General features: G+C 51.2%; 18 protein-coding genes. 14 read left to right on the top strand and 4 right to left on the bottom strand.

The features are described from left to right. Position 1: 1 nt before the first annotated feature. The 4 genes from PGL01S_RS14290 to PGL01S_RS14275 all read left to right on the top strand — a co-directional run bounded on the left by PGL01S_RS14290 (position 2) and on the right by PGL01S_RS14275 (position 5,392). Complete coding sequence (locus PGL01S_RS14290; RefSeq protein WP_127495284.1) at positions 2 to 1,363, top strand: GntP family permease; 1,362 nt, start codon at positions 2 to 4, stop codon at positions 1,361 to 1,363. 46 nt (positions 1,364 to 1,409) lie between these two features. Further along, the gene (gene gntK, locus PGL01S_RS14285) at positions 1,410 to 2,948 is read left to right on the top strand and encodes a gluconokinase (protein ID WP_127495283.1); all 1,539 of its coding nucleotides are present in this window, start codon (positions 1,410 to 1,412) and stop codon (positions 2,946 to 2,948) included. A 121-nt stretch (positions 2,949 to 3,069) separates the two neighbouring features. Beyond that, complete coding sequence (locus tag PGL01S_RS14280; RefSeq protein WP_127495282.1) at positions 3,070 to 4,242, top strand: benzoate/H(+) symporter BenE family transporter; 1,173 nt, start codon at positions 3,070 to 3,072, stop codon at positions 4,240 to 4,242. Further along, complete coding sequence (locus PGL01S_RS14275; RefSeq protein ID WP_127495281.1) at positions 4,232 to 5,392, top strand: MalY/PatB family protein; 1,161 nt, start codon at positions 4,232 to 4,234, stop codon at positions 5,390 to 5,392. Before PGL01S_RS14280 ends, PGL01S_RS14275 begins: the two co-directional genes overlap by 11 nt. A gap of 52 nt (positions 5,393 to 5,444) precedes the next feature. Here PGL01S_RS14275 and PGL01S_RS14270 read toward each other — a convergent pair whose 3' ends face one another. Next, a complete protein-coding gene (locus PGL01S_RS14270; RefSeq protein WP_127495280.1) occupies positions 5,445 to 6,317 on the bottom strand; it encodes a dihydrodipicolinate synthase family protein in 873 nt (290 codons plus the stop codon). A 140-nt stretch (positions 6,318 to 6,457) separates the two neighbouring features. On the opposite strand from PGL01S_RS14270, the gene PGL01S_RS14265 reads away from it, so the two are divergent. Beyond that, positions 6,458 to 7,258: a hypothetical protein gene (locus PGL01S_RS14265; RefSeq protein WP_244935593.1), complete on the top strand. Its 801-nt coding sequence runs from the start codon at positions 6,458 to 6,460 to the stop codon at positions 7,256 to 7,258. Further along, positions 7,255 to 7,938 carry an HAD family hydrolase gene (locus PGL01S_RS14260; RefSeq protein ID WP_164775468.1) on the top strand — a complete coding sequence of 228 codons (684 nt, stop codon included), beginning with the start codon at positions 7,255 to 7,257 and terminating at the stop codon, positions 7,936 to 7,938. Before PGL01S_RS14265 ends, PGL01S_RS14260 begins: the two co-directional genes overlap by 4 nt. Before the next feature lie 43 nt (positions 7,939 to 7,981). Here the strand turns inward: PGL01S_RS14260 and lacZ are convergent, their stop codons facing one another. Beyond that, positions 7,982 to 11,095, bottom strand: coding sequence for a beta-galactosidase, LacZ type (gene lacZ, locus PGL01S_RS14255; protein WP_127495277.1), 3,114 nt, complete (start codon positions 11,093 to 11,095; stop codon positions 7,982 to 7,984). Positions 11,096 to 11,211: 116 nt separating this feature from the next. On the opposite strand from lacZ, the gene PGL01S_RS14250 reads away from it, so the two are divergent. The 3 genes from PGL01S_RS14250 (at position 11,212) to PGL01S_RS14240 (ending at position 14,026) form a co-directional block, all read left to right on the top strand. Further along, positions 11,212 to 12,036 (top strand): AraC family transcriptional regulator, encoded by an 825-nt coding sequence (locus tag PGL01S_RS14250; RefSeq protein WP_127495276.1) that lies wholly within the window; start codon positions 11,212 to 11,214, stop codon positions 12,034 to 12,036. A gap of 87 nt (positions 12,037 to 12,123) precedes the next feature. After that, positions 12,124 to 13,041 carry a nucleoside hydrolase gene (locus tag PGL01S_RS14245; RefSeq protein WP_127495275.1) on the top strand — a complete coding sequence of 306 codons (918 nt, stop codon included), beginning with the start codon at positions 12,124 to 12,126 and terminating at the stop codon, positions 13,039 to 13,041. 67 nt (positions 13,042 to 13,108) lie between these two features. Further along, positions 13,109 to 14,026, top strand: coding sequence for an AraC family transcriptional regulator (locus PGL01S_RS14240; protein WP_164775467.1), 918 nt, complete (start codon positions 13,109 to 13,111; stop codon positions 14,024 to 14,026). Here PGL01S_RS14240 and PGL01S_RS14235 read toward each other — a convergent pair. Beyond that, entirely contained in the window at positions 14,006 to 14,788 is a 783-nt protein-coding gene (locus tag PGL01S_RS14235) for a phytanoyl-CoA dioxygenase family protein (protein WP_127495273.1), read from the bottom strand. The two genes, PGL01S_RS14240 and PGL01S_RS14235, sit on opposite strands and share 21 nt — an antisense overlap. A 116-nt stretch (positions 14,789 to 14,904) precedes the next feature. Next, on the bottom strand, positions 14,905 to 15,768 hold the full coding sequence (locus PGL01S_RS14230) for a helix-turn-helix domain-containing protein (protein ID WP_127495272.1): 864 nt from the start codon (positions 15,766 to 15,768) through the stop codon (positions 14,905 to 14,907). A gap of 139 nt (positions 15,769 to 15,907) precedes the next feature. On the opposite strand from PGL01S_RS14230, the gene PGL01S_RS14225 reads away from it, so the two are divergent. From PGL01S_RS14225 to PGL01S_RS14205, 5 genes are all read left to right on the top strand, one after another. After that, complete coding sequence (locus tag PGL01S_RS14225; RefSeq protein ID WP_127495271.1) at positions 15,908 to 16,843, top strand: aldo/keto reductase; 936 nt, start codon at positions 15,908 to 15,910, stop codon at positions 16,841 to 16,843. A gap of 15 nt (positions 16,844 to 16,858) precedes the next feature. Continuing rightward, entirely contained in the window at positions 16,859 to 17,875 is a 1,017-nt protein-coding gene (locus PGL01S_RS14220) for a zinc-binding alcohol dehydrogenase family protein (protein ID WP_127495312.1), read from the top strand. A gap of 22 nt (positions 17,876 to 17,897) precedes the next feature. Continuing rightward, positions 17,898 to 18,731 carry an amidohydrolase family protein gene (locus PGL01S_RS14215; protein ID WP_127495270.1) on the top strand — a complete coding sequence of 278 codons (834 nt, stop codon included), beginning with the start codon at positions 17,898 to 17,900 and terminating at the stop codon, positions 18,729 to 18,731. Positions 18,732 to 18,779: 48 nt separating this feature from the next. Next, positions 18,780 to 21,152, top strand: coding sequence for a glycoside hydrolase family 95 protein (locus PGL01S_RS14210; RefSeq protein ID WP_127495269.1), 2,373 nt, complete (start codon positions 18,780 to 18,782; stop codon positions 21,150 to 21,152). 88 nt (positions 21,153 to 21,240) lie between these two features. Further along, positions 21,241 to 22,413, top strand: a complete 1,173-nt coding sequence (locus tag PGL01S_RS14205) for a serine hydrolase domain-containing protein (RefSeq protein ID WP_127495268.1) — start codon at positions 21,241 to 21,243, stop codon at positions 22,411 to 22,413. Positions 22,414 to 22,441: the final 28 nt, after the last annotated feature.

Here is a 22,441-nt window from a genome sequence, read left to right as displayed (position 1 = left end):
CATGTTGCTATTTATTGTACTTGCAGCAATCGTTGTGCTGCTGCTGCTCATTACGGTTGCCAAGCTTAACCCGTTTGTCGCTCTTATCATTACGGCGATCGGCACAGGGCTTGCCGCGGGAATGCCTGTTATTGCTACCGAAGACCAGACCGGCATCATTGATTCTATCAAGACCGGGATGGGGAATACGCTAGGCTTCCTGGCGATTGTATTGGCGCTGGGCACGATGCTCGGAAAAATGATGGCTGAATCCGGAGGCGCCGAGCGGATCGCGCGGACCTTGATCGGCGTGTTCGGCGAGAAGAGAGTCCATTGGGCGATGATGTTTGTTGCGTTTATCGTCGGCATTCCCGTATTTTTCCAAGTTGGCTTTGTCTTGCTTGTACCGCTTATTTTCACAATTGCAAAACAAACAGGTCTTTCGCTTGTCAAAATTGGCGTACCGCTGGTAGCGGGCTTATCCGTCGTTCACGGTCTGGTGCCTCCGCATCCGGCTGCCATGGCTGCGGTTGGCATCTTTAATGCCGATATCGGCAAAACGATTTTGTATTCGATTATCGTTGGTCTGCCGACGGCAATCGTTGCCGGACCGCTGTACGGCAGCTGGATTGGCAAACGAATTCATAAGGAAGTACCGAAGGAAATGGGAGATCAGCTTGCGGAAACCGATGAGAACCGCGAACTGCCCGGCTTTGCCAATACGCTCATCACGATTCTGATTCCGGTATTCCTGATGCTGATTGCCACATTCGCCGACGTATTCGTGGAAAGCGGCTCCCTTGCGAAGGATGATACCCTGTTCCTTGCCGCGAAATTTGTAGGCGATCCGGTTGTGGCGCTTCTGATTGCAACGGTATACTCGTTCTTCAGCTTAGGCTTTGCCCGCGGTATCAGCCGCGAGAAAGTATTGAAATTTACGAATGACTGTCTCGCCCCTACGGCAACGATTCTGCTTGTTATTGGCGCCGGCGGCGCGTTTAACCGCGTGCTGCTGGATTCCGGTATCGGCGACTACATCGCTGATCTTGCTACTTCTTCGCATGTATCGCCTATTCTGCTTGGCTGGGGCATCGCGGCGATGATCCGGATCGCAACCGGTTCCGCAACCGTCTCGATGATGACGGCTGCGGGTATCGTGGCCCCGATCGCGGCAGCAATGCCGGGAACCAACGTGGAGCTGCTTGTACTCGCAACCGGCGCAGGCTCGCTTATTTTGTCCCATGTGAACGACTCCGGCTTCTGGCTGATCAAAGAATATTTCGGCATGACGGTTAAGGAAACGCTCCTGACCTGGACAGCGCTGGAAACGATTATTTCCGTTGTGGCGCTTGTGCTCATTATGGCGTTGAACGCCGTCGTTTAAAGATAGAAGGCATGGATTGGATAGAGAGAAAGGAGAGTGAGCAGCAATGGCTTCCTCTTACGTAATTGGAACGGATATCGGGACAACAAGCACGAAATCCGTATTGTTTGACAAGGCTGGACAAGTCATCGCGACTCATACGATCGAATACCCGCTGTACTCACCGAAGCCAGATGTAGCGGAGCAGGATCCGGACGAGATTTTCCGCGCGGTTGTTGGTACGATTAAACAGGTTGTAGCCAAAGGCGGCATTGGCGAGGAAGGCGTATTGTGCGTATCGTTCAGCTCGGCGATGCATAGCGTAATCGCGGTTGACGGCGAAGGCCGTCCGCTGACGCGCTGCATCACTTGGGCGGACAACCGCAGCGCGATGTGGACGGAGCGGATCAGGAACGAGATGAACGGCCATCAAATTTATTTGCGCACGGGTACGCCGCTGCATCCGATGGCTCCTTTGTCCAAGCTGGTATGGCTGCGCAACACGCAGCAGGAGCTGTTCGCCCGCGCGCACAAGTTTATTTCCATCAAGGAATACGTGTTCCATCAGCTGTTCAGCCGGTACGTGATTGACTATTCGATTGCATCGGCGACGGGGCTGTTTAATCTAACCCAGCTCGGCTGGGATGCCGAAGCCTTGCAGGTGGCGGGCGTAACGCCCGAGCGGTTATCCGAGCCTGTGCCTACGACCTATACGCTGGAAGGCATGAAGGCGGAATGGGCCGCCGAGATGGGGCTGCCTGCTTCAACTCCTTTCGTTGTAGGAGCTAGCGACGGCGTATTGTCCAACCTTGGCGTGAATGCGATTGAGCCGGGAACCGTTGCCGTAACGATCGGGACAAGCGGGGCAATCCGGGCCGTAACGGACCGGCCGGTCACCGATCCGAAGGGGCGGATCTTCTGTTACGCGTTAGCCGAGAATATGTGGGTAATTGGCGGTCCGGTTAACAACGGCGGGATGATATTCCGATGGCTGAGAGACCAGCTTTGCGCCGCGGAGACCGAGACCGCTAAACGGCTCGGCAAGGACCCGTACGATATTCTGACGGAAATTGCCGCGCGCGTGCCGGCGGGAGCAGACGGTCTGTTGTTCCATCCTTATCTAGCGGGCGAAAGAGCTCCGCTGTGGGATGCCAATGCAAGAGGCTCGTTCTTTGGCCTAGGCCTGCAGCATATGAAGGAGCATATGATCCGCGCGGTGCTGGAAGGCGTAATTTTCAACCTCTTCACGGTGTATATGGCACTGGAGGAGCTGATTGGCCATCCGACGAAAATCCAGGCAACCGGCGGCTTTGCCCGCTCGGAGCTGTGGCGTCAGATGATGTCCGATATTTTCGAGCAAGAGGTCCATGTGCCGGAAAGCTTCGAAAGCTCATGCCTTGGCGCGGCGATCCTAGGCTTGTACAGCATTGGCGAGGTAGATTCGCTTCATGTCGTGTCGGGTATGATGGGAACTTCCCACAAGCATTTGCCTGAACAAGCCAACGTTGAACGTTACAAGGAGCTGAGCCGGATCTACGTCCGGGTATCCAGGCTGCTTACGCCAGAATACAAAGAAATTGCCGCTTATCAGAAAAAGTGGACTTAAACAAGGAAAGAGCCTGCGCGAGCGGGCTCTTTTTTTATGGGTGGATGGCAGAAGTTTCTCCGAATTGGCTGGTTACAGTTATTCCCTTTGGTCCTATTATGGGCTGAAGGAGGGATGTGCCTTGCGATTTTTCACTATGGGAATAATGTCCGCCATGCTTGCTTGTACCGGAGGCGCAATCCTGCTTGTCCAAGCGGCGGATCGGGCCGGAATGTCCGATCACGAGCTTTTATCTTGGTTTTTTGCCGTTTATGTCGCTGGCGGTGTGTTAAATACGATACTCACTCTTAAATATAAAATGCCCTTTGCGGGAGCGCATTCCATTACGGGGATTGCCTACATCGGGTCCGTTGCCGCCCACTATGCGCTGCCGGAATTAGCCGGGGGATTTATCCTGTCGGGAGTCATCATGATTGCGGCTGGCAGTACGGGGATTTTTGGACGGGCTCTGCCCTTGATTCCCAAGCCTATAATCGATGCCTTATTGGCTGGGCTGTTATTATCCTATGTCTGGGGAATGATTCCGTCTTCCGTACAGCTTCCGCTATGCGGCATCCTGGCCGCAGCCGGGTATTGGCTGATTCCTCGTTATACGCGGCTTCTGTCGCCGGCTTTATGGGCAATGATCATGGGATTTGTTGGTTTGCTTCTTCAACAGCGACTTCCATGGGCGGCTGTTCAAGGTTTACCGTTTGAGCTTCCCGCGCCGATCATTCCCGAATTTTCGACTGCCGCTATATTTTTCATTGCAATCCCCTTGTCGTTTATCGTGATGAGCAATGATCTGGCTGTAAGTCTTACCGCCCTAAAAAGCCATGAATACGATCCGCCGGTCAACCGAGTCATAAGCGCTTCCGGCTTGGCTTCCGTAGCTGCCGGACTGTTCGGCGGGCATGCGGCAAACGTGGGAGGGATGATGACGGCTCTCTGCAGCAGTCCCGAAGCCGGCAATCCCTCGAAACGTATAGGCGCGGCAGTAACCTCTAACGGCTTGGTCATTCTATTCGGGTTGTTCGCATCGAAATTGATCGGTTGGATTCAGATTTTGCCTGCCCCGTTTATCGCTTTGATGACCGGTATTCCTTTGCTTGGCCTTTTTATGAAGTCAGTCAAATCGGCCGTGCAGCTTCGTCCATACATCGTTCCGTCCACCGTTACCTTTGTCCTGGCCGCTTCGCATCTTCATTTGTTCGGCATATCGGCTCCGTTATGGGCATTGCTGGCGGGAGTTGTGCTATTATATGTTAGGCAGAAGTTTGCGAACAGAAAAGGTGGCATGCAAGATGAAGTATGATTTTGATGAAGTCATTAACAGGAAAAACACGAACAGCTTTAAGTGGGACTCAGCGAAGGACAAAAAAGATATTGTACCCATGTGGGTTGCAGATATGGATTTCAAGGCAGCGGATCCCATCCTTCGGGCATTGGAGAGTAAGCTCCAGCACGGGGTATTCGGTTATGCCCATTTGCCGGACGCCTATTATGAAGCGGAAATCAACTGGTGGCAGAAGAGACATGATTTCCAGATTGAAAAAGAATGGATAGCTTTCAGTCCCGGCGTTATTCCGGCTTTGGCCGCTATTATTCAAGCTTTTACGAGCCAGGGAGACAAGGTGCTTATTCAAGCACCGGTGTATAACAGTTTCTATACAACCATTGCCAATAACCGCCGCGAGATCGTTGAGAATGAACTGATCAATACGGGCGATTCCTATGAAATCGACTTTGAGGATTTCGAGACGAAGGCTTCGGATGAAGCCGTTAAGCTGTTTATTTTGTGCAATCCCCATAACCCGGTAGGAAGAGTGTGGCGGAAGGACGAGCTTGAGCGGTTAAGCGCCATTTGCCAAAAGCATGGGGTTCTTGTTGTAGCCGATGAAATTCACAGGGATCTGGTGTTTGAAGGACAGCCTTATGTTCCGTTTGCTTCGATAGACGCGTTCAACTCGATCACCTGCACCTCTCCGAGCAAAACCTTTAATATTGCCGGATTAAAGATGGCGAACATCATTACCGCCAATAAGGAATACAAGGATAAATTCAAGAAGGATCTGCTTATGAGAGGCGTTCATGAACCAAACACATTTGGGGTGGAAGCGCTAATCGCTGCGTACAATAAGGGAGAAGAGTGGCTGGATCAGCTGCTGGTTTATCTGAAAGCCAACCGTGACTATTTCCTTTCATATATTCAAGAAAAACTGCCAAGGCTAAAGGTAATCACGCCGCATTCCACGTACTTAATGTGGGTGGATTGCCGAAATCTCGGGATTGGGTCAGAGGAGCTCAGCCGCAGATTGTTTGAAGAAGCCGGTCTTCGGATTAACGAGGGTTCGACTTACGGGAAAGCCGGAGACGGGTTTATCCGCATTAATATCGGCTGTTCGCGCGCGATTTTGACAGAAGGCTTGAATAGACTCGAAAACGTGATGAAGACAATCAAATAATGAATAGAACGTGGAAGGCGCCTTTGCAATTGAATTGCAAGGCGTCTTTTCTTTACTGCAAGACGGTGCGTACCGCTGCTTCTTCCTCTGGGGTTAGAGGAGTGAGAGGTTCGCGGAAACCGCCCGCTATGATCCCTTGAGCTGCAAGGTGGTGACGGATAACTCTGACCCAGCCGATACTGCCGAGCAGCTCCAGCTTAGGCTGAACAATCGCAAGTTTTAACGAAGCTTCCACCTGTTGTCCCGAGCGTAACAGAGTAACGATTTCTTTCATTTCTTTCGGGAACAGGCTGCCTGCAACGCTCGTTAGGCCGTTATAACCTTTTGCAAAATATTCTGCAATGGTAGCGTCGATTCCGGACAACACTTGAAAATCTTCCCCAAGCTCTTCGGTAACCCCTTTGACGACATCCGGGCTGCCGGCTTCTTTTACCGCTTTAATTTGAGGGAACCTCCTAGCCAAGGCTATTATGGTTTGAGGCTCCAGATTAAATCCCGTTCGTACAGGATTATTGTAGAGCATGACGGGCAGCGATGCAGCTGAGCATACCGCTTCAACATATAAAGCAGCTTCACGTTGGCTTGGGCGGACATAAGGCGGAAAACCAAGCATAATCGCCGCATGTCCGGCTTTTTCAGCCTCCGTCGCTAATCGGACCGCGTCACGAGTTCGGATCGCCGCTACTCCCGCATATAAAGGAATCTCTGCAGGAGCGGCTTGCCTGGTTCGTTGATAGAGAAGGATTCTCTCCTCCAAGGACAAGGAGTGCTGTTCCCCGGTTGAGCCTCCCACCAGCAGGGCAGAAACCTGTTGTTCCGCGTAATATTGAACCATGTGATGGATTCCTTGTTCGTCAATCGTGTCATCCTGACGGAAAGGCGTAATGATGGCTACGCTATAAGGCGAAAAACGGAATGTAGACATATTTGCTGCCTCCTTAATGAAGAAAGAACGGATTCTTTTTCGCTATACTAGCATATTGAATGATTGATAGGAAGGCTGGAATTCGTTATAGTTGGTGTTAGATATTATTTCCAATATTAGGGAGGAAGGCGTCGGTGAGCATGCAGCAAACCATAGCTACGGATAAGTTTAATCCTCGCAGTTCTCTAATTGCCATAATCACAAGCGTGCAGGAAAGACTAAAGCAATTATATGCTTGGAGCGGGAATCAAAGGGATGAAGGGAAGAGATGGGAAGCAGACAATTTCTCTGAACACAAAACAAATAGGGAATGCTCTTCATGCAGCGGTAGTCCGGCAATGATTGACATTGATCCCCGCCGCATGATTGCTTCGGAGCTGTCTCTTAAGCGCGGTGCCGTCCTATTATGGGCAGGCACAAAATGCGGACCCGTCGAAATGATAAAACAATTGTCCGAAGTGCTTGGCATCAGCTATGATCGTCCGTTGGCAGAGCAAGATCCTACCTTTATTGAGATTTTATTGTACGGTTATAAGGATGAGCTCCTAACTTATACGCACAAATCCAAACTCAAACAGGGCTTCTACAGAGGTTGCGTGAACGATGTAAAGTTTCTGAGAGACTCCGGTACAACAAGCAAAGGCAATCTAAAAGCTATTAATTATTTTTCAGGCCCGGTTCATTGCCCGGATTGCATCCAAAGCAGTCATTACGACAAGGAATGTTTGTCCGTTACGGTAGATGGACAGACGATTAATCAAGCTTCGAGATTGTCTATTCAAGAACTGCTGTTGTTTGTTCGTGATCTTATATCTGCCAGTAAGTCAACGGATACGCTTCCTGTCTTACTGGAGTTGGAAGAGCGCCTGTTGCATCTAAATAAAATTGGTTTAAGCTATTTGTCTCCCGTTTACCATGCCAGCCTGGAGGGATCCTGTTGAAAATCCAAGCCGTGTTTTTTGATTTGTTCGAGACTTTAATTACCGAGTTTGAGAACGGCGTACGGAAAGCGCCGCGTTCGAATCATTTTGTCGGACAGCTCGGGGTGGATACCCAGCTATTCGAGCAGGAGTGGAAAAAGAGGCAAGAGCAGAGGATGAACGGGACTTTCCCGGATTTCCCTTCCGTATTAAGAGATATTCTGAGTACGCTTGGACATGAAGCAACCGAAGAAATCATCGATCTCATTCATAATGAACGTATTGCTTCCAAGTCCGTCCCGTTCAACCGGATAGAGCCGGCTATTCTGGACATGCTTGGGCAGCTCCGCGCGTCGGGAATCAAGTTATGTCTCATAAGCAATTGCGCGCCGGAGGAGGTATCTTCCTGGGAAGCCAGCGGACTAGCTGCGTATTTTGACGATGCGATTTTCTCTTATGCGGTAAATACCGCCAAGCCTGAGCCCCGCATTTACCAGCTTGCTTGCGAACGGATCGGAGTGCCGCCGTCTGCCGCCTTATTTATTGGCGATGGAGGCTCTAATGAATTATCCGGCGCGTCAAGCTCCGGCCTGCAGGCTTACCATGCGACATGGTTTCTTCCCGAAGAAAGAGCGGGGAAATGGACGGACTTTCCAAAGCTCAGAACCCCGTCCCAACTAATCGAGCTCATCTCCCGATAGCAAACAAGACCATCCTGAAGCCAGGATGGTCTTGTTTGCTTGGTTAGATCAAAGAAATGGTAAAGGATAAGCTATAAGTCCGGTTAGCGAATAGCTTATAATCCGGATGAATAGGAGCCCCCCAGCTGTCATCGCCGCCAACGCCCATTTGCTTGTCGTTTACGCGTACGACGGTTTTGGACGAGACAGGCAGTTTATACGGATGGTCGCTTGCTTCAAGCTCATCCGGCGTCCAAGGGAGGGCATTGATTTCCATAACGGCGGCGCTGTCAAAGCGAATACCGTTTCCATCGGCGCCGTTTGTAAGCTCTGCGTAACGGACATCGGTCTTATTGCCGCATTCCTGAGGACGCAGGTAAGGAACAAATTGGTCTTTAACCGAACCGCTGTATTGGCCTAATTTCGCGCCGGTTTTGCGATCCCAGTAACTATCCTGCGGCCCTAAGCCATACCAGGAGATGGTATCCAGACTGCCGTCAAGAACAAGCAGCATGCCGAATTCCGGTATTTCAGGCAGCTTGTCGCCGCCAGGCATTAACTGCTCGCGGATATCAATCGAGCCGTTGGCATGAACCGTATAGCTGATTGTAAGCAAAGACGCGGGAGTTGTAGCCAGTTGATGCACCGTTGTGACATGGCAGCGGTCTTGAGCTGCGGTCCATGCAAACTGAATGAGCTGCTTGGTGCTTCCGGCATCCTTCCATACCAAGCAGCGCTCCGGCATTTTGTTTCCGAAGTCATTGTCGGTTGCCGCACGCCAGAAGTTAGGACGAATTGGTTCAAGCAAATTCTCTTTGTTTCCGGAGCGATAGGAGACGATATCGCCAGTCAGACGGCTAAAGGTAACGGATAATACGTTATTGCTGATTTGCAGCGACTCGGGTTCTTCGTTTAACCGCAGAGGAGCATGAACGGCATCGGTAACGTTGCTGTAAACCTCCACCACGCGTGGCGATAGGATAAACTGCTCCCAAGCGATTTCATGGCCGGCTTCCGCCCATTTCGATCCCTCCGGAATAACGAAGGAAATGGTCAGAACCGCTTCTTGCTCGCAGAACGAAGGGCTGTACGGTACCGTTACTTTCGTAGTCTCGCCTGGTGCCAACGACATCTTCATTACATCCTTCTGAACGGTTTTTCCTTCATGCTGAATTTCCCACTTCATATCGTAAACGCCAAGGTCGGTAAATAAATTTTTATTCGTTACGCGAATCGTCTGAGCAGCAAGATTGATATCCGAAATCGAAATGTTCTGGTAGCATTTTTTCACTTCAAGCAGCTTTGGAGTAACGGAACGGTCAGCAAACAGGAGGCCGTTGCCGCTGAAGTTGCCGTCATGCGGTGATTCGCCGAAATCGCCGCCATAGGCCAGATATTCCACGCCGTCAGCCGTTTTGGTCCGGATCGCCTGATCTACCCAATCCCATATAAATCCGCCCTGCAAAATGTCGTATTTGTCGAACAGCTCCGCGTATTTATGAAGCCCGCCGCAAGAGTTGCCCATCGCATGTGAGTATTCGCACAGGATATAAGGTTTTTTCGGATGATGAAGGGCATATTGCTCAACTTCGTTAGGACGAACATACATCGTGGATTCCATATCCGACGCAGCTTCGGAAGGGCGGTAATGGAACACGCCTTCGTAATGCACAAGCCTTGTAGGGTCGGCTTCCTTCAAATAATCATGCATAGCGATAAAGTTATCGCCGCCAAAGGATTCATTGCCAAGCGACCAGATGACAACCGAAGGATGATTTTTGTCCCGCTGGAACATCGAATTGCAGCGATCCAGCACGTTGGCTCTCCACTCCGGATGGTTTCCCGGAACCGTATGAGCAGGCAAATCCTGCTGACCGAAGGTCCAGGAGCCGTGCGTTTCCAGATTCGTTTCATCAATGACGTATAAACCGTATTCGTCGCATAGCTCGTACCAGACCGATTGATTCGGGTAGTGGGAGGTCCGGACCGCATTAATGTTATGGGTTTTCATAAGCTTGATATCCCGGAGCATATCCTCTTTGGATAAAGCCCGGCCGGTATCGCAGGAAAATTCATGACGATTTGCGCCTTTGAAAATAATCCGTTTGCCGTTAATCCGCATCAATCCGTCCTTGAGCTCGAACGTCCGGAAGCCAACCTTGCTGCTATGCGTTTCGATTAGGCCGGCATCATTCTTGACCGTTAACACTAACGTATATAAATGAGGAGCCTCTGCGCTCCATTTGAGCGGGTTCTCCACATGGCCGGACAGCGACAGCCGATGCTCGCCGTCGCTTGCGAACGAATGGGTAGCTGCTACAGGTTCCGTCCATACAGCCTGTTGCTCAGCATCGTACAATTGGGCTTCAACGCGGATGCCGTCCGCTGCTTCGTTAAAGTAATTTTCGAGGGTTACGGTAACTTCCAATTCGGCATTCCGGTACTCCTCATCCAGGTGGGTACCTGCAAAGAAGTCCGAGATATTCACCTTTGGCTTCGAATACAAGTACACGTCGCGGAAAATACCGCTGAGGCGCCAGAAGTCCTGATCCTCCAGCCAGCTCGCATCGCACCAACGGTACACTTCTACGGCCAGCTTGTTCTCGCCGCTCGTTAAGTAAGGAGTAATATCAAATTCGGACGGGGTAAAGGTGTCTTCGCTATAGCCGACCAGCTCGCCGTTCACCCAGACGTAGAAGGCGGATTCAACGCCTTGGAAGCTCAAGTATACCGGTTGACCGTTCCAGGATTCCGGAACCTGAAAGCTTCGGATATAGGAACCAACCGGATTGTATTTGGTCGGGGCAAATGGCGGCTGCAATTCCGGCTCCGATTCGATCCATGGATAACGGATATTCGTATATTGCGGATAATCGAAGCCGTGGAACTGCCAATGAGATGGAACGGGCATGTCGGTCCAAGAGCTGGCATCGTAATCCGATTGAAAGAAGTTCTGAATGCGTGTATCGGGTGTTTCGGCAAAGGCGAATTTCCAAACTCCGTTTAAGGACAAATAACGTTCCGAAGCCGTTTTATCGCCAATAAGAGCTTCTTCCACAGAGCTGTACGACATCATGGAAGCGTGTGCAGGAATACGGTTGATTTGGAAAATTTCAGGGTTATTGTTCCATTCCGGATAGCCGTTTGCAGGCGGCTGATAATTAAGTTTGGCTCGCAAAATTCTCATCTCCTAAAATTCAATGATAGTATATTCATAGTATAGTGAGGAATGTATACTTATAAAATATAAGGATTTTACATTCATCTCTTAAAATATGAAACGAGGTCTTCCTGATGGAGGGTAATTATTTCTTCTGCTCGCAGGATGAAACATCCGGCCTTCCGCTCTTTGCAACGACGGTTGGCTACTGGGAGCATCAAATGGAAACCGAACGCCCCGAAGGCTTTCCCGATTACTTGATGCATCAAGTACTGGAGGGCTTAGGAGAGGTCGTTGTGAACGGCAAGGCGTATAAAGTGGAAGCCGGCGATGTGTTTTTCCTCTATCCGGACACCCCTCATTCCTACAGGCCGCTGAATCAGAAATGGAAGGTATCGTGGGTATCGTTTAACGGCCGAGAGGCGGACCAAATGCTGTTGTTCGCCGGAATTAGCGAATCGGGAACAGGAAGACTGAAGACCAATGAGCTCATCAAGCCGTTGGAACAGATGTTGACTTTGGCCATGGACAATGATCAGGAGGCTGACCTCGAACGATCGAAGCTGTTATACGGCCTGTTAATCGATCTTAAATATCAATTGCTGTCCCCATCCTATTCGGATCAGGAGTTCGACCGGGTGAAGCCCGTCCTTCATTATATAGAGAACAATTTGCAAAGACCGATGACGCTTACCGAGCTGGTGGCTGTGGCGACCGTTACCCCGCAATATTTATGCAGAATGTTTCAGCAGACGATGAATATCAGACCGATGGAATACATTAACCAGCAGCGCATTAAACGGAGCAAGCAGCTTATGTTCCAGCACCCGGCGATGAGAATGTACGAGATTGCGGGCAGGGTTGGTTTCGAGAGCTCGAGCTATTTCGGCGTCGTATTCCGCAAGCTGAACGGGATGAATCCCGAAGCGTTCAAGAAGCTGCACGGATTGGTTCCGTAATCGCATTGACGCTGGAGTTGAAACGGCTTAAAGTTGATCTTGCAAGGGCTTACACAATATGGGTTGTTGATAATGGAGGAATAGGAAATGTCGTATCCGAAGCTGTCCGAATCATTTGTGGTCCAACGATTAGCCCCGCCAACCGGGAAAATCCATATCGTTCTCGATACGGATACGTACAACGAAATTGACGATCAATTCGCCGTAGCCTACTCTTTGCTGTCGAATGAGAGAATGGAAGTCGAGGCTTTATACGCCGCCCCGTTCTTCAACGAATTATCCAGCAGCCCGGGCGACGGCATGACAAAAAGCTATAACGAGATTCTGAAAATACGAAAGCTGCTCAAGCGCGAGGACGTTCCGGCCTTTCGCGGCTCGGAGCAATACTTGCCCGGTGCCGAGCTGCCCGTTGAAAGTGATGCGGTCCGTGATCTGATTAAGAGGGCGATGCAGCGTGAAGCCGACGATCCGCTGTATGTGGTAGCTATTGGAGCGATAACGAACGTGGCAAGCGCCATTTTGACGGAACCTGGGATTATCGAAAAGATTGTAGTGGTGTGGCTTGGCGGCCATACATTGGAATGGGGAGATACAAGGGAGTTTAATTTGTCCCAGGACTTGCATGCCTCCAGAGTCATTATGGACAGCGGCGTGCCGCTTGTTCTAATTCCTTGCATGGGAGTTGCTTCGAATCTGAGGACTACGTTATCCGAAATTCGGGATTACGTGCAGCCGGAGGGGGAGCTGGGGCAATATTTGTACGAGACTTACCGGGATTGCGCGGATGATCATTATGCCTACTCCCGAGTTATCTGGGATATCTCTACGATAGCCTGGCTGAATAATCCAAAATGGGCACCTTCGCAGCTGCTTCCTAGTCCACGCATTGCGGAAGACTTCCGTTGGAGCTCAGATCCTTCGAGGCATCTCATCCGTTACGTGCGATATATTGACCGGGATGCGGTATTTAAGGATTTGTTCCTGAAGATCAAACAATTCCATTGAAATCTGATAGTCCAGCAAAGGCGCTTTGCAAGCCGCAAAGCGCCTTATGAACGGACGGGGGACCCGTATGAGCGATGTGCTGAAAAGCGATCAGCATCTGGAAAGCGAACATTTTCTATTTCATATTGAACCTTATGAGCTCAAGCAGGGTACGATGATTCCGCTGCACCGCCATGAATTCGTAGAACTCGTCTTTATTAGCCAAGGCTCGGGACTTCACGAATACGAAGGACAAACATTCCCTATTGCGGCCGGAGATGTGTTCATCATCGAACCCGGCATGGATCATGCGTATACGGTCGTTCAGAGCGAAGGGATGGGGGTTGTGAATGTCCTGTTCGTACCGGCTCTTCTCGAACGGGAGCTTGCCGTATTATCGGGAGTCACTTCGTTTATCGACTTTTATTATATGGAGCCGTTTCTGCGGTCGGATGTATCCTTCCAAGCGAAGCTTACCTTGTCTCCCCGGCAAATGCTGGACATCCGAGGAATATTGGAGCAGCTGATGAAGGAGTACGGAAATAAGGAAAGCGGGTATCGTTTTCTAATCAAATCAAAGCTCATCGAGTTGTTTATCATCCTCAGCCGCATGTATGTCAATAACCGCAATCATTCCTTGCCTTCCATTCAGAACGACGGGGAAATGATCGCCCGCCTATGCGAATTTATTAAACGTCATCAATCCCATCCCTTGTCGCTGGAACAAATCAGCCAGATGGCGGGCATGAGCCAAAGCAAGTTTACCTTGCTGTTCCGCCAAATGACCGGAATGTCCTTCGTGGAATTTCGTAACGACCAGCGAATTCAGCTTGCCAAGCAATTATTGGCCGCTTCAAGCGACAAGATTGCCCGCATTGCGCTGGATATAGGATACGAGGACTTGAGCCATTTCAATCATGTTTTCAAGAAGCTCACGGGAGAAACGCCAAGCCATTACAGAAAGCGGATGAAGGGACGCGCCGAGTCAGGCGAGCCTAGGGAATAGTCCGCCGGTCAACACGTCACCCTTCCGGAAGCCAAGCCCGTCGGTACATACATGGTTCGCGCCGCTGTAAGTCGTGCCGTCCGGCATATAGACGATAGCAAGAGCGCGGCGGGGGTTATCGGTCTCGTTGGCATGGGCATAGTGAAAGGTGAGTCCGTCGTGGAAGGAGCAGCTGCCGGCTTTCATCCGCACGACGGCTGCCGTATTGCGGTCCACATCCTTGGCGCCATCGTTGGAGAAGATATCTTCCGGATTAACAAGGTCGATCGATTTCAAGTTTTTGATTTTTTGCGACTTAGGCACCATCATCAAGCATCCGTTATGCTCGTCCACATCATCCAAGGCAATCCAGATGGACAAAGCGCCCGGCTCGTTCATCGGCCAGTAAGGCAAGTCCTGGTGCCAGGGCGTTGGCTTCGAATCCTGAGGCATCTTCAGCAAGGCATGATCGTGAAAGAGCCGCACGCCTCTTGCTCCGGATAACTGCTTGGCAGCGTCGGCCAACCGGCGGGACAACACAAACCGGGCCATTCCTCCGTGATCCCGCCACGTATTAACCCGTTGATTCAACACTTTGTAATAGAGATCCCCCGAAGCTGCCGTTTGCGTGGAGCGCCCGTTTTGCACCGCCATCGTCTCTTCCAGGTAGCCCCGCAGCTCCTCGACCTCCTCCGCAGACAACATGTCATCGATTTGAACAAATCCATTCTCCCTGTAATAGCGTACTTGCTCTTCGGTTAATACTTTCGTGCTGTCCAACATAAACGTTCACCCTTTCTGATTCTGTGATTTCATCCTTAGCATATAGGCTGGACGCCTGCTATTCTTGGTGAATCAACCGAAAAACAAGGGGAAATCGCCAAAAGCGAAAATCGACTTTACCGGCAGCTGCGCCTGTACTCCACGGGGGTCATCCCGGTGACCAGCTTAAACTTTTTATAGAAATAGGATTCGCTTTCAAAGCCGCATGCCTGGCACACGGAGGCGATGGTATCGCCCGTCAGCATCAGCTTTTCTTTGGCTAACATGATTTTTTTGATCAGCATATATTCGCTTACGTTCATGCCGGTATGCTGTTTGAACACTCTGGAGAAATGGGCATACGTTACGGATGCTTTCGAGGATAGGTCGGCGAGACTCATCTCTTGCGATCCGATATGAGCATCAATATAATCGAGGATCACTCTGATCCAGGACGGCTCGGTGCTGGAGCTTCTCGTATGCTCGGTCTCCGTCAAGGCCATCCGGTTCAACGCGATAAGGAAATCATAAAGCCTGACGGCAATAGCTGCACGATAACTCGGAAGCCGGTTATGCCATTCTTCATTCATGACGTCAATCAGGCCGGAAAAAGCCTGGCGCTCGTCAAGGGATGTCTCCAGCTTATAGCTTTTGCTTTTCCGTGCTTGCTCGAAGCAGCGAAGCAGCGAATGGGATTCACCGAATTCCATGGGCTGAATGAAACGGGGCGCAAAGAAGATCGCGCTGGAGGTCACGGGCGAGAGCTCTTCCGGGAACGCGCGATGAACCGTATTGCCGGGAATAAGAAACACATCGCCGGGATTCATTTCGTAAAAGCTGTGATTGATGAAGAAGGTCCCTGCGCCGGAATAAACAAAAACAATCTCGTACCAGTCATGCAGATGGTCGGGCAGCTCCCGCTGCGGCGATTTCGTATCCCGATAGACAAGGCTGAACGGGAATTTATCCGTTTCCTCGAAGCGTTTGTGTATGGTTTGCATGACTTCGTCTTCCTTTCTGCCAGTAACTACTTCGATGATAGCAAATTAGAGCATAAAATAACAGGATTAGAGCGTTTTCATGTGTGATTATGCTGATGTAGAATGAAATTATATTCTTTTATAACAGGAGTGAGACTCTTTGAAATATAGAAAGCTTGGCAAGACCGGACTGCAAGTATCGGCACTTAGCTTTGGCGCTTCTTCGCTTGGCTCCGTGTTCCGCGAAACGGATGACAACGAAAGCATCCGCACGGTTCATGTGGCAATCGATGCCGGCATTAATCTGATTGACGTATCGCCTTATTACGGACTCAAGAAAGCGGAAACGGTGCTTGGTCAAGCATTGAAGAGCATTCCGCGCGACCGTTACTATCTGTCTACGAAAGCAGGCAGATACGGGGCGGATGCTTTTGATTTCAGAGGAGAGACCATTGTCGCAAGCGTGGAAGAGAGCCTGCAGCGCCTGCATACCGATTATTTGGACATTCTGTTCCTTCATGACATTGAATTCGTAGAGCCGGCTATTATTTACGAAGAGGCGATCCCCGCCATTCAGCGGTTGAAAGCCGAAGGGAAAATCCGAAATACCGGCATTTGCGGGCTGCCGCTCAGCTTATTTGAAGAGTTCCTGCCTAACGCCGACATAGACGCCATCATCTCGTATTGCCATTACTCCTTGAATGACACAACGCTTGAAACGATTCTCCCTTTAATAGAGGAAAAGAGAATCGGACTCGTGAATGCATCGCCCCTATCGATGGGCTTGCTGGGAACGCGGGGTACGCCGGATTGGCATCCCGCCAGCCGGGAGGTTAAAGAGTTATGCAAGCGGGCAGCGGAGTATTGCGCCGCGCAAGGCGAGGATATTGCCAAGCTTGCGGTTCAATTTTCTACCATGAACGAGCGGATTCCAACAACGCTTGTCAGCACGGCTAATCCTTCAAACATTGCAAAGAACGCGATGTGGGTCGATGAGCCGGTTAATCTTGAGCTGCTTGGGGAAGTTAGGAAAATTCTAGCGCCTATTATGAACGAGACTTGGGCGAGCGGTATACCGTTTTATAATAAGAGATAGAGGAGACGTTGCATGATGAAGGGGATTGTATGCGAGCAAGTTGAGCAATTCAGGTATGCGGATCTCGAGGAGCCGGTGTTTACGGCTGGTGAAGCGATCGTATCGGTGAAACGGGTCGGCATCTGCGGAACGGATCTTCATGCTTATAAAGGAAATCAGCCGTTCTTCACTTATCCGCGTATACTCGGCCATGAGCTGTCGGGTATTATCGAACAAATCGGCGATAACGAGGAAGGCTTCAAAACCGGCGATCAGGTTGCCGTTATCCCTTATTTGCATTGCGGGAAATGCGTGGCATGCCGGCATGGAAAGTCAAACTGCTGTACATCGATTCAAGTGCTGGGCGTCCATGCGGATGGAGGAATGCGCGAGAAAATTTCCGTTCCCGTTACGCATCTGCTCAAAGCGGACGGCTTGAGCCTGGAGCAAGCGGCCATCGTGGAACCGTTCAGCATCGGAGCGCATGCCGTACGGAGGTCGGGACTTGCGGCCGGTGATACGGTGCTCGTGATCGGAGCGGGGCCCATCGGCCTTGGCATCATGGCTCTCGCCAAGCATGCGGGCGCGAATGTTATCGCAATGGATGTGAATAACGAACGACTGGACTTTTGCAAGCAGTGGGCAAAGGTTGATCATGCCGTTAATGCGCTGGATGATCCGTTCTCCCGGTTGGAGGCTTTGACGGGCGGCGATTACCCGACCATCGTATTTGATGCCACGGGAAACACCCATTCCATGTCGGCAGCGGTTCGTTACGCGGCGCATGGCGGGACGCTTGTGTACGTGGGATTAGTAAAAGGCCATATTTCCTTCGATGATTCCGAATTCCATAAACGGGAACTGACCATTATGGGAAGCCGCAACGCAACGAAGGAAGATTGCCTCCATGTACTGGAGGTTATCCGTGCGGGAGGCATTGACGTTGACAGCTACGTGACTCATCTTGTGCCGTTTGACGAAATGGCGGATCATTTCGAATCCTGGCTGGATCCCGCTAACAAAGTGATTAAAGCGATGATAGAATGGCCTTAGGTTAAAGAAAAGGAGGCAGCGCATGAGAATAGATTCCCATCAGCATTTCTGGATGTACAACGAACGGGATTACGGCTGGATGTCCGCGCAGCACAAGGCGATTCAGGCTGACTTTCTGCCGGAGCATTTGAAGCCCTTGCTTTTGCAAAACGGATTTGACGGTTCCATTGCCGTTCAGGCCCGGCAGTCGCTTCAGGAAACGGAATGGCTCTTAGACTTGGCGGATCGTTATTCCGAGATAAAAGGCGTTGTAGGCTGGGTAGATTTATGCTCGCCGGAGATTGAGCGGCAGCTGGAGCAATATGGCAATCACCCTTTGCTTAAAGGGGTTCGCCATGTGGTGCATGACGAGCCGGATGACCGCTTTCTACTGAGGGAGGATTTCAGAAATGGCATAGCTTCTCTGGAAAAGTACGGTTTAACCTACGATTTGCTGTTGTTTCCCAAACATCTTTCTTATGCTGCCGAGCTTGTGGAAATGTTCCCTAATCAGCCTTTTGTCCTTGATCATATCGCGAAGCCGGATATTGCCAATAAAGGATTTGAGCCGTGGGCTCAGGATCTGGCAAGACTCGCGGCTTATCCGAATGTCTGCTGCAAGCTGTCCGGCATGGTCACGGAGGCGAAGTGGGGCAATTGGCATGAGAATGATTTCGCCGTCTATCTGGATACCGTGTTTCAATGTTTCGGAATCGAGAGGCTGATGATTGGCTCGGACTGGCCGGTTTGTACGTTAAGCGGTGCCTACGATCAGACGATAAATATCGTAAGGCATTACCTGGAAGCTTTTACGGAAGAAGAACAATCCCTTGTTTTAGGCAGGAACTGCGCAAGATTTTATGGAATAAAGGAATAAAATCATAGATTTCAACTTATATCCCCTACAAAAAGGAGCAAGGCTGCTATGAAACTGCAATACAATCGTCCATCGGTCAGATGGACCGACGCGCTGCCAACCGGGAACGGACGTCTTGGAGCGATGATGTTTGGCGGATCGGAAATGGAACGCATCCAGTTAAACGAAGATACCCTCTGGTCCGGCGGCCCCCGCCACGGAGATAATGACAACGCTGTCAAAGTGCTGCCCGAAGTCAGAAAATTGATCGAAGAGGGGCAATATGCGGCAGCCGACCGGTTATGCAAGCAGATGATGGGGCCATATACGCAATCCTACCTGCCGATGGCTGATCTTTATATAAAATTTCTGCACGGGAACACGATGAAAAATTACCGGAGAGCGCTCCATCTTGATGATGCGACCTCAACGGTTGAGTATCAAATCGGCAACGTGACTTATACGAGACGTTTATTCGTATCTTATCCCGATCAGGTTGTTGTGCTTCGTCTCGAAGCGAGTCAGCCGGGCAAGCTTAATTTCCTTGCCCGGCTTGAGAGCGCTCTGCGGTACGAGACGGCTTTTGACAAGGATAGCCTGATACTTCGGGGAGACGCGCCGGAACACGTGGATCCGAGTTACTACGACACGGACATGCCTGTTAAGTATGGAGAGCCCGGCAGCGCCAACGCAATGCGGTTCGAAGGCCGATTGGCAGCCCGGGTGGAAGAAGGACAAGCTTCTTACAGCAATGACGGGCTGCGCGTTACGGGCGCAACGGCCGTCACTCTTATTTTCAGCGCGGCAACCAGCTTTAACGGCTACGACCGTTCACCGGGAAGCGAAGGCAAGGACGAGTCGGCAGAAGCTTACGCTTACTTGGAGCAAGCCAAGAAGCTTTCCTATGAATCGCTCTTGCAAAGACATATTGAAGATCATAGGAAGCTGTTTAATCGCGTGGAGCTGAGTCTTGGCGAGTCGATTGCGCCGCCTGATTATCCGACAGACGCGCGAATCCGGGATTACGGGGCAAGCGATCCGGGGCTTGTGGAGCTGCTTTATCATTACGGCCGTTATCTGATGATCGGAAGCTCCCGCAAAGGAACCCAGCCCGCGAATCTGCAAGGCATCTGGAACGAAGAGACAAGAGCGCCCTGGAGCGGCAACTATACGCTTAACATAAATGCGGAGATGAACTACTGGCCTGCGGAAACCTGTAATTTGGCCGATTGCCATACGCCGCTGCTGGATTTCATCGGGAATTTGTCCAAGAACGGCCGGAAGACCGCTTCAACGAATTACGGCGCTGCGGGCTGGACCGCGCATCATAACAGCGATATCTGGTGCCATTCTGCGCCGGCTGGCGATTACGGTCACGGGGATCCGGGCTGGGCGTTCTGGCCGATGGGCGGCGTATGGCTCTGCCAGCATTTATGGGAGCATTACGCATTTGGATTAGACGAGGCGTTTCTGCGGGATAAGGCTTACCCGGTCATGAAAGAGGCGGCCTTATTCTGCCTGGACTGGCTGCATGAAGACAAGGACGGCCGGTTGATTACGTCGCCATCGACCTCCCCGGAGCATAAGTTCCGTACGGCAGAAGGCCTGGCTGCGGTCAGCGCCGCGTCTACCATGGATTTGTCGCTTATCTGGGACTTGTTCACGAATCTGATTGAGGCTTCAACGATTCTTGGCGTTGATGAACCATTCAGAGAGCGGCTCGCGGACACGCGCAGCCGGCTTCATCCGCTGCAAATCGGCGAGAATGGAAGACTTCAGGAATGGTCGAAGGATTTCGAAGACGAGGATCAATTCCACCGTCATGTCTCTCATTTGTTCGGCGTCTATCCCGGTCGCCAACTGACATGGGGAGAGACTCCGGAGCTTATGGCAGCTGCCCAGCGTTCTCTCGAAATCCGCGGAGACGGCGGTACGGGCTGGAGTCTAGGCTGGAAGGTTGGATTATGGGCTCGCTTTGGCAACGGCAACCGGGCATTAGGGCTGCTCTCGAATCTATTGACTCTAGTAGAGGAAGGCAACACGAATTATCATCATGGCGGCGTATACGGCAATCTGTTTGATGCCCATCCGCCATTCCAGATTGACGGCAACTTCGCTGCGACTTCCGGAATCGCCGAGCTGCTTGTGCAATCCCATCAAGGCTACCTGGAGCTGCTGCCATCCTTACCGGATGCCTGGCCGCAAGGTTATGTGAGGGGATTGCGGGCGAGAGGCCATTTCGACGTATCGCTCCAATGGAAGCAAGGGGCTGTTACAACCGCGGAGATCGTTTCCAACTCGGGCGGAATGTGCCGGATCCGGTCGGCTGCAGCGCTTCGCGTGGAATCGGATGGTATTGCGATTGCAGCAGCATTGGATGAGCAAGGCTTATTGTCATTCGAGACGGTTGCAGGCGGAAGATACCAATTAATCAAGGCATAGTGAGGTTAATATAAAGGAGTTTTCTCCTTCAATAACGAATATACTTTTGGTCATTGAAAGTAATTGAAAGCGAAGGAGATTATCGATCATGTTAGATCAGACAGCAGTCAGCCAGATTAAATCAGCGCTTAGAAAAAGCATCGATAACAACGAGGTAGCCGGCGCCAGCTTTATGGTGATTAAAGACGGCGAAGAAATTTTTTATCATGAAGACGGACTAGCCGACCGCGAAGCGGGACGCCCGGTAGAGCGTAATACAATCTTCCGCTTATATTCGATGACCAAGCCCGTTACGGCAACGGCCGTTATGATTCTGATGGAGCGCGGAGAAATTGACTTGTTTGATCCGGTCAGCCAATACCTGCCGGGCTTCGAAAATCAACAGGCCGAGGTTAACGGCGAGCTTGTGCCCGTGGAACGGGAAATGAATATTCATGACCTGCTTGATATGACTTGCGGCCTGGTATACGGCGGAACTCATGCGGCAGGACAAGCTACGGAGGCTTTGTTCAGAGAGATTGACGAACGCCTGTTAGGAGAATCTCCGATGGGCACCGTGGAAGCCATGAACAAGCTGGGCGAAGGCCCGCTTGCTTTCCAGCCGGGAACCTCCTGGACTTATGGCACATCGGCCGATGTGCTCGGCGCAATCGTCGAAGTGGTAAGCGGCATGCGCTTTGGCGAGTTTTTGCGGAAGGAGATTTTTGGCCCGCTTGGCATGAAGGATACGGGCTTCTGGCTGCCGGAAGAGAAGAGAGGGCGTCTCGTCAAAACGTACGCAAGCGAGCAAGACGGAATGAGTCTCTTTACGGGCAATCATCTGGGCATTATTCATCAAATGGACCGTGAACCGGCTTTCGAATCCGGAGGCGCGGGACTTGTCTCCACGATTGACGACGCGGCGAAATTTACGACCATGCTTCTGAACCAAGGAAGCCTGGACGGCGTACGCATTTTGCGTCCAAGAACGGTTCAATATTTAACGTCGGGAACGTTAAATGCCCGCCAGCAGCCTGCCTTTGACGCCTGGCATACGCTGACCGGTCACAGCTACGGAAACTTGATGCGCGTCGTGACGGACACAAAGACTGCGGGAATTCTGGCAAGCCCGGGAGAATACGGCTGGGATGGCTGGTTAGGCGCATACTTCGGCAACTTCCCTCAAGAGGGTGTGACGATTCTGCTTATGATTCAGAAGAAGGATGCGGGCACTACGCCGCTGACACGGAAGCTCCGCAATATCGTGATGAGCACCTTATAAGGAAACGCTGCTGCGCAATTGGCGCAGC

It is taken from the genome of Paenibacillus glycanilyticus NBRC 16618, assembly GCF_004000805.1.
Taxonomy (GTDB): Bacteria; Bacillota; Bacilli; order Paenibacillales; family Paenibacillaceae; genus Pristimantibacillus; species Pristimantibacillus glycanilyticus.
This window is presented reverse-complemented; position numbering and strand designations above follow the sequence as displayed.

Bases quoted from the DNA above. Each gene is read 5' to 3' on its own strand.
- PGL01S_RS14290 (WP_127495284.1), top strand. From the start codon at position 2: ATGTTGCTATTTATTGTACTTGCAGCAATCGTTGTGCTGCTGCTGCTC.
- gntK (WP_127495283.1), top strand. From the start codon at position 1,410: ATGGCTTCCTCTTACGTAATTGGAACGGATATCGGGACAACAAGCACG.
- PGL01S_RS14275 (WP_127495281.1), top strand. From the start codon at position 4,232: ATGAAGTATGATTTTGATGAAGTCATTAACAGGAAAAACACGAACAGC.
- PGL01S_RS14270 (WP_127495280.1), bottom strand. From the start codon at position 6,317: ATGTCTACATTCCGTTTTTCGCCTTATAGCGTAGCCATCATTACGCCT.
- PGL01S_RS14265 (WP_244935593.1), top strand. From the start codon at position 6,458: ATGCAGCAAACCATAGCTACGGATAAGTTTAATCCTCGCAGTTCTCTA.
- PGL01S_RS14250 (WP_127495276.1), top strand. From the start codon at position 11,212: ATGGAGGGTAATTATTTCTTCTGCTCGCAGGATGAAACATCCGGCCTT.
- PGL01S_RS14245 (WP_127495275.1), top strand. From the start codon at position 12,124: ATGTCGTATCCGAAGCTGTCCGAATCATTTGTGGTCCAACGATTAGCC.
- PGL01S_RS14240 (WP_164775467.1), top strand. From the start codon at position 13,109: ATGAGCGATGTGCTGAAAAGCGATCAGCATCTGGAAAGCGAACATTTT.
- PGL01S_RS14235 (WP_127495273.1), bottom strand. From the start codon at position 14,788: ATGTTGGACAGCACGAAAGTATTAACCGAAGAGCAAGTACGCTATTAC.
- PGL01S_RS14230 (WP_127495272.1), bottom strand. From the start codon at position 15,768: ATGCAAACCATACACAAACGCTTCGAGGAAACGGATAAATTCCCGTTC.
- PGL01S_RS14220 (WP_127495312.1), top strand. From the start codon at position 16,859: ATGAAGGGGATTGTATGCGAGCAAGTTGAGCAATTCAGGTATGCGGAT.
- PGL01S_RS14215 (WP_127495270.1), top strand. From the start codon at position 17,898: ATGAGAATAGATTCCCATCAGCATTTCTGGATGTACAACGAACGGGAT.
- PGL01S_RS14210 (WP_127495269.1), top strand. From the start codon at position 18,780: ATGAAACTGCAATACAATCGTCCATCGGTCAGATGGACCGACGCGCTG.
- PGL01S_RS14205 (WP_127495268.1), top strand. From the start codon at position 21,241: ATGTTAGATCAGACAGCAGTCAGCCAGATTAAATCAGCGCTTAGAAAA.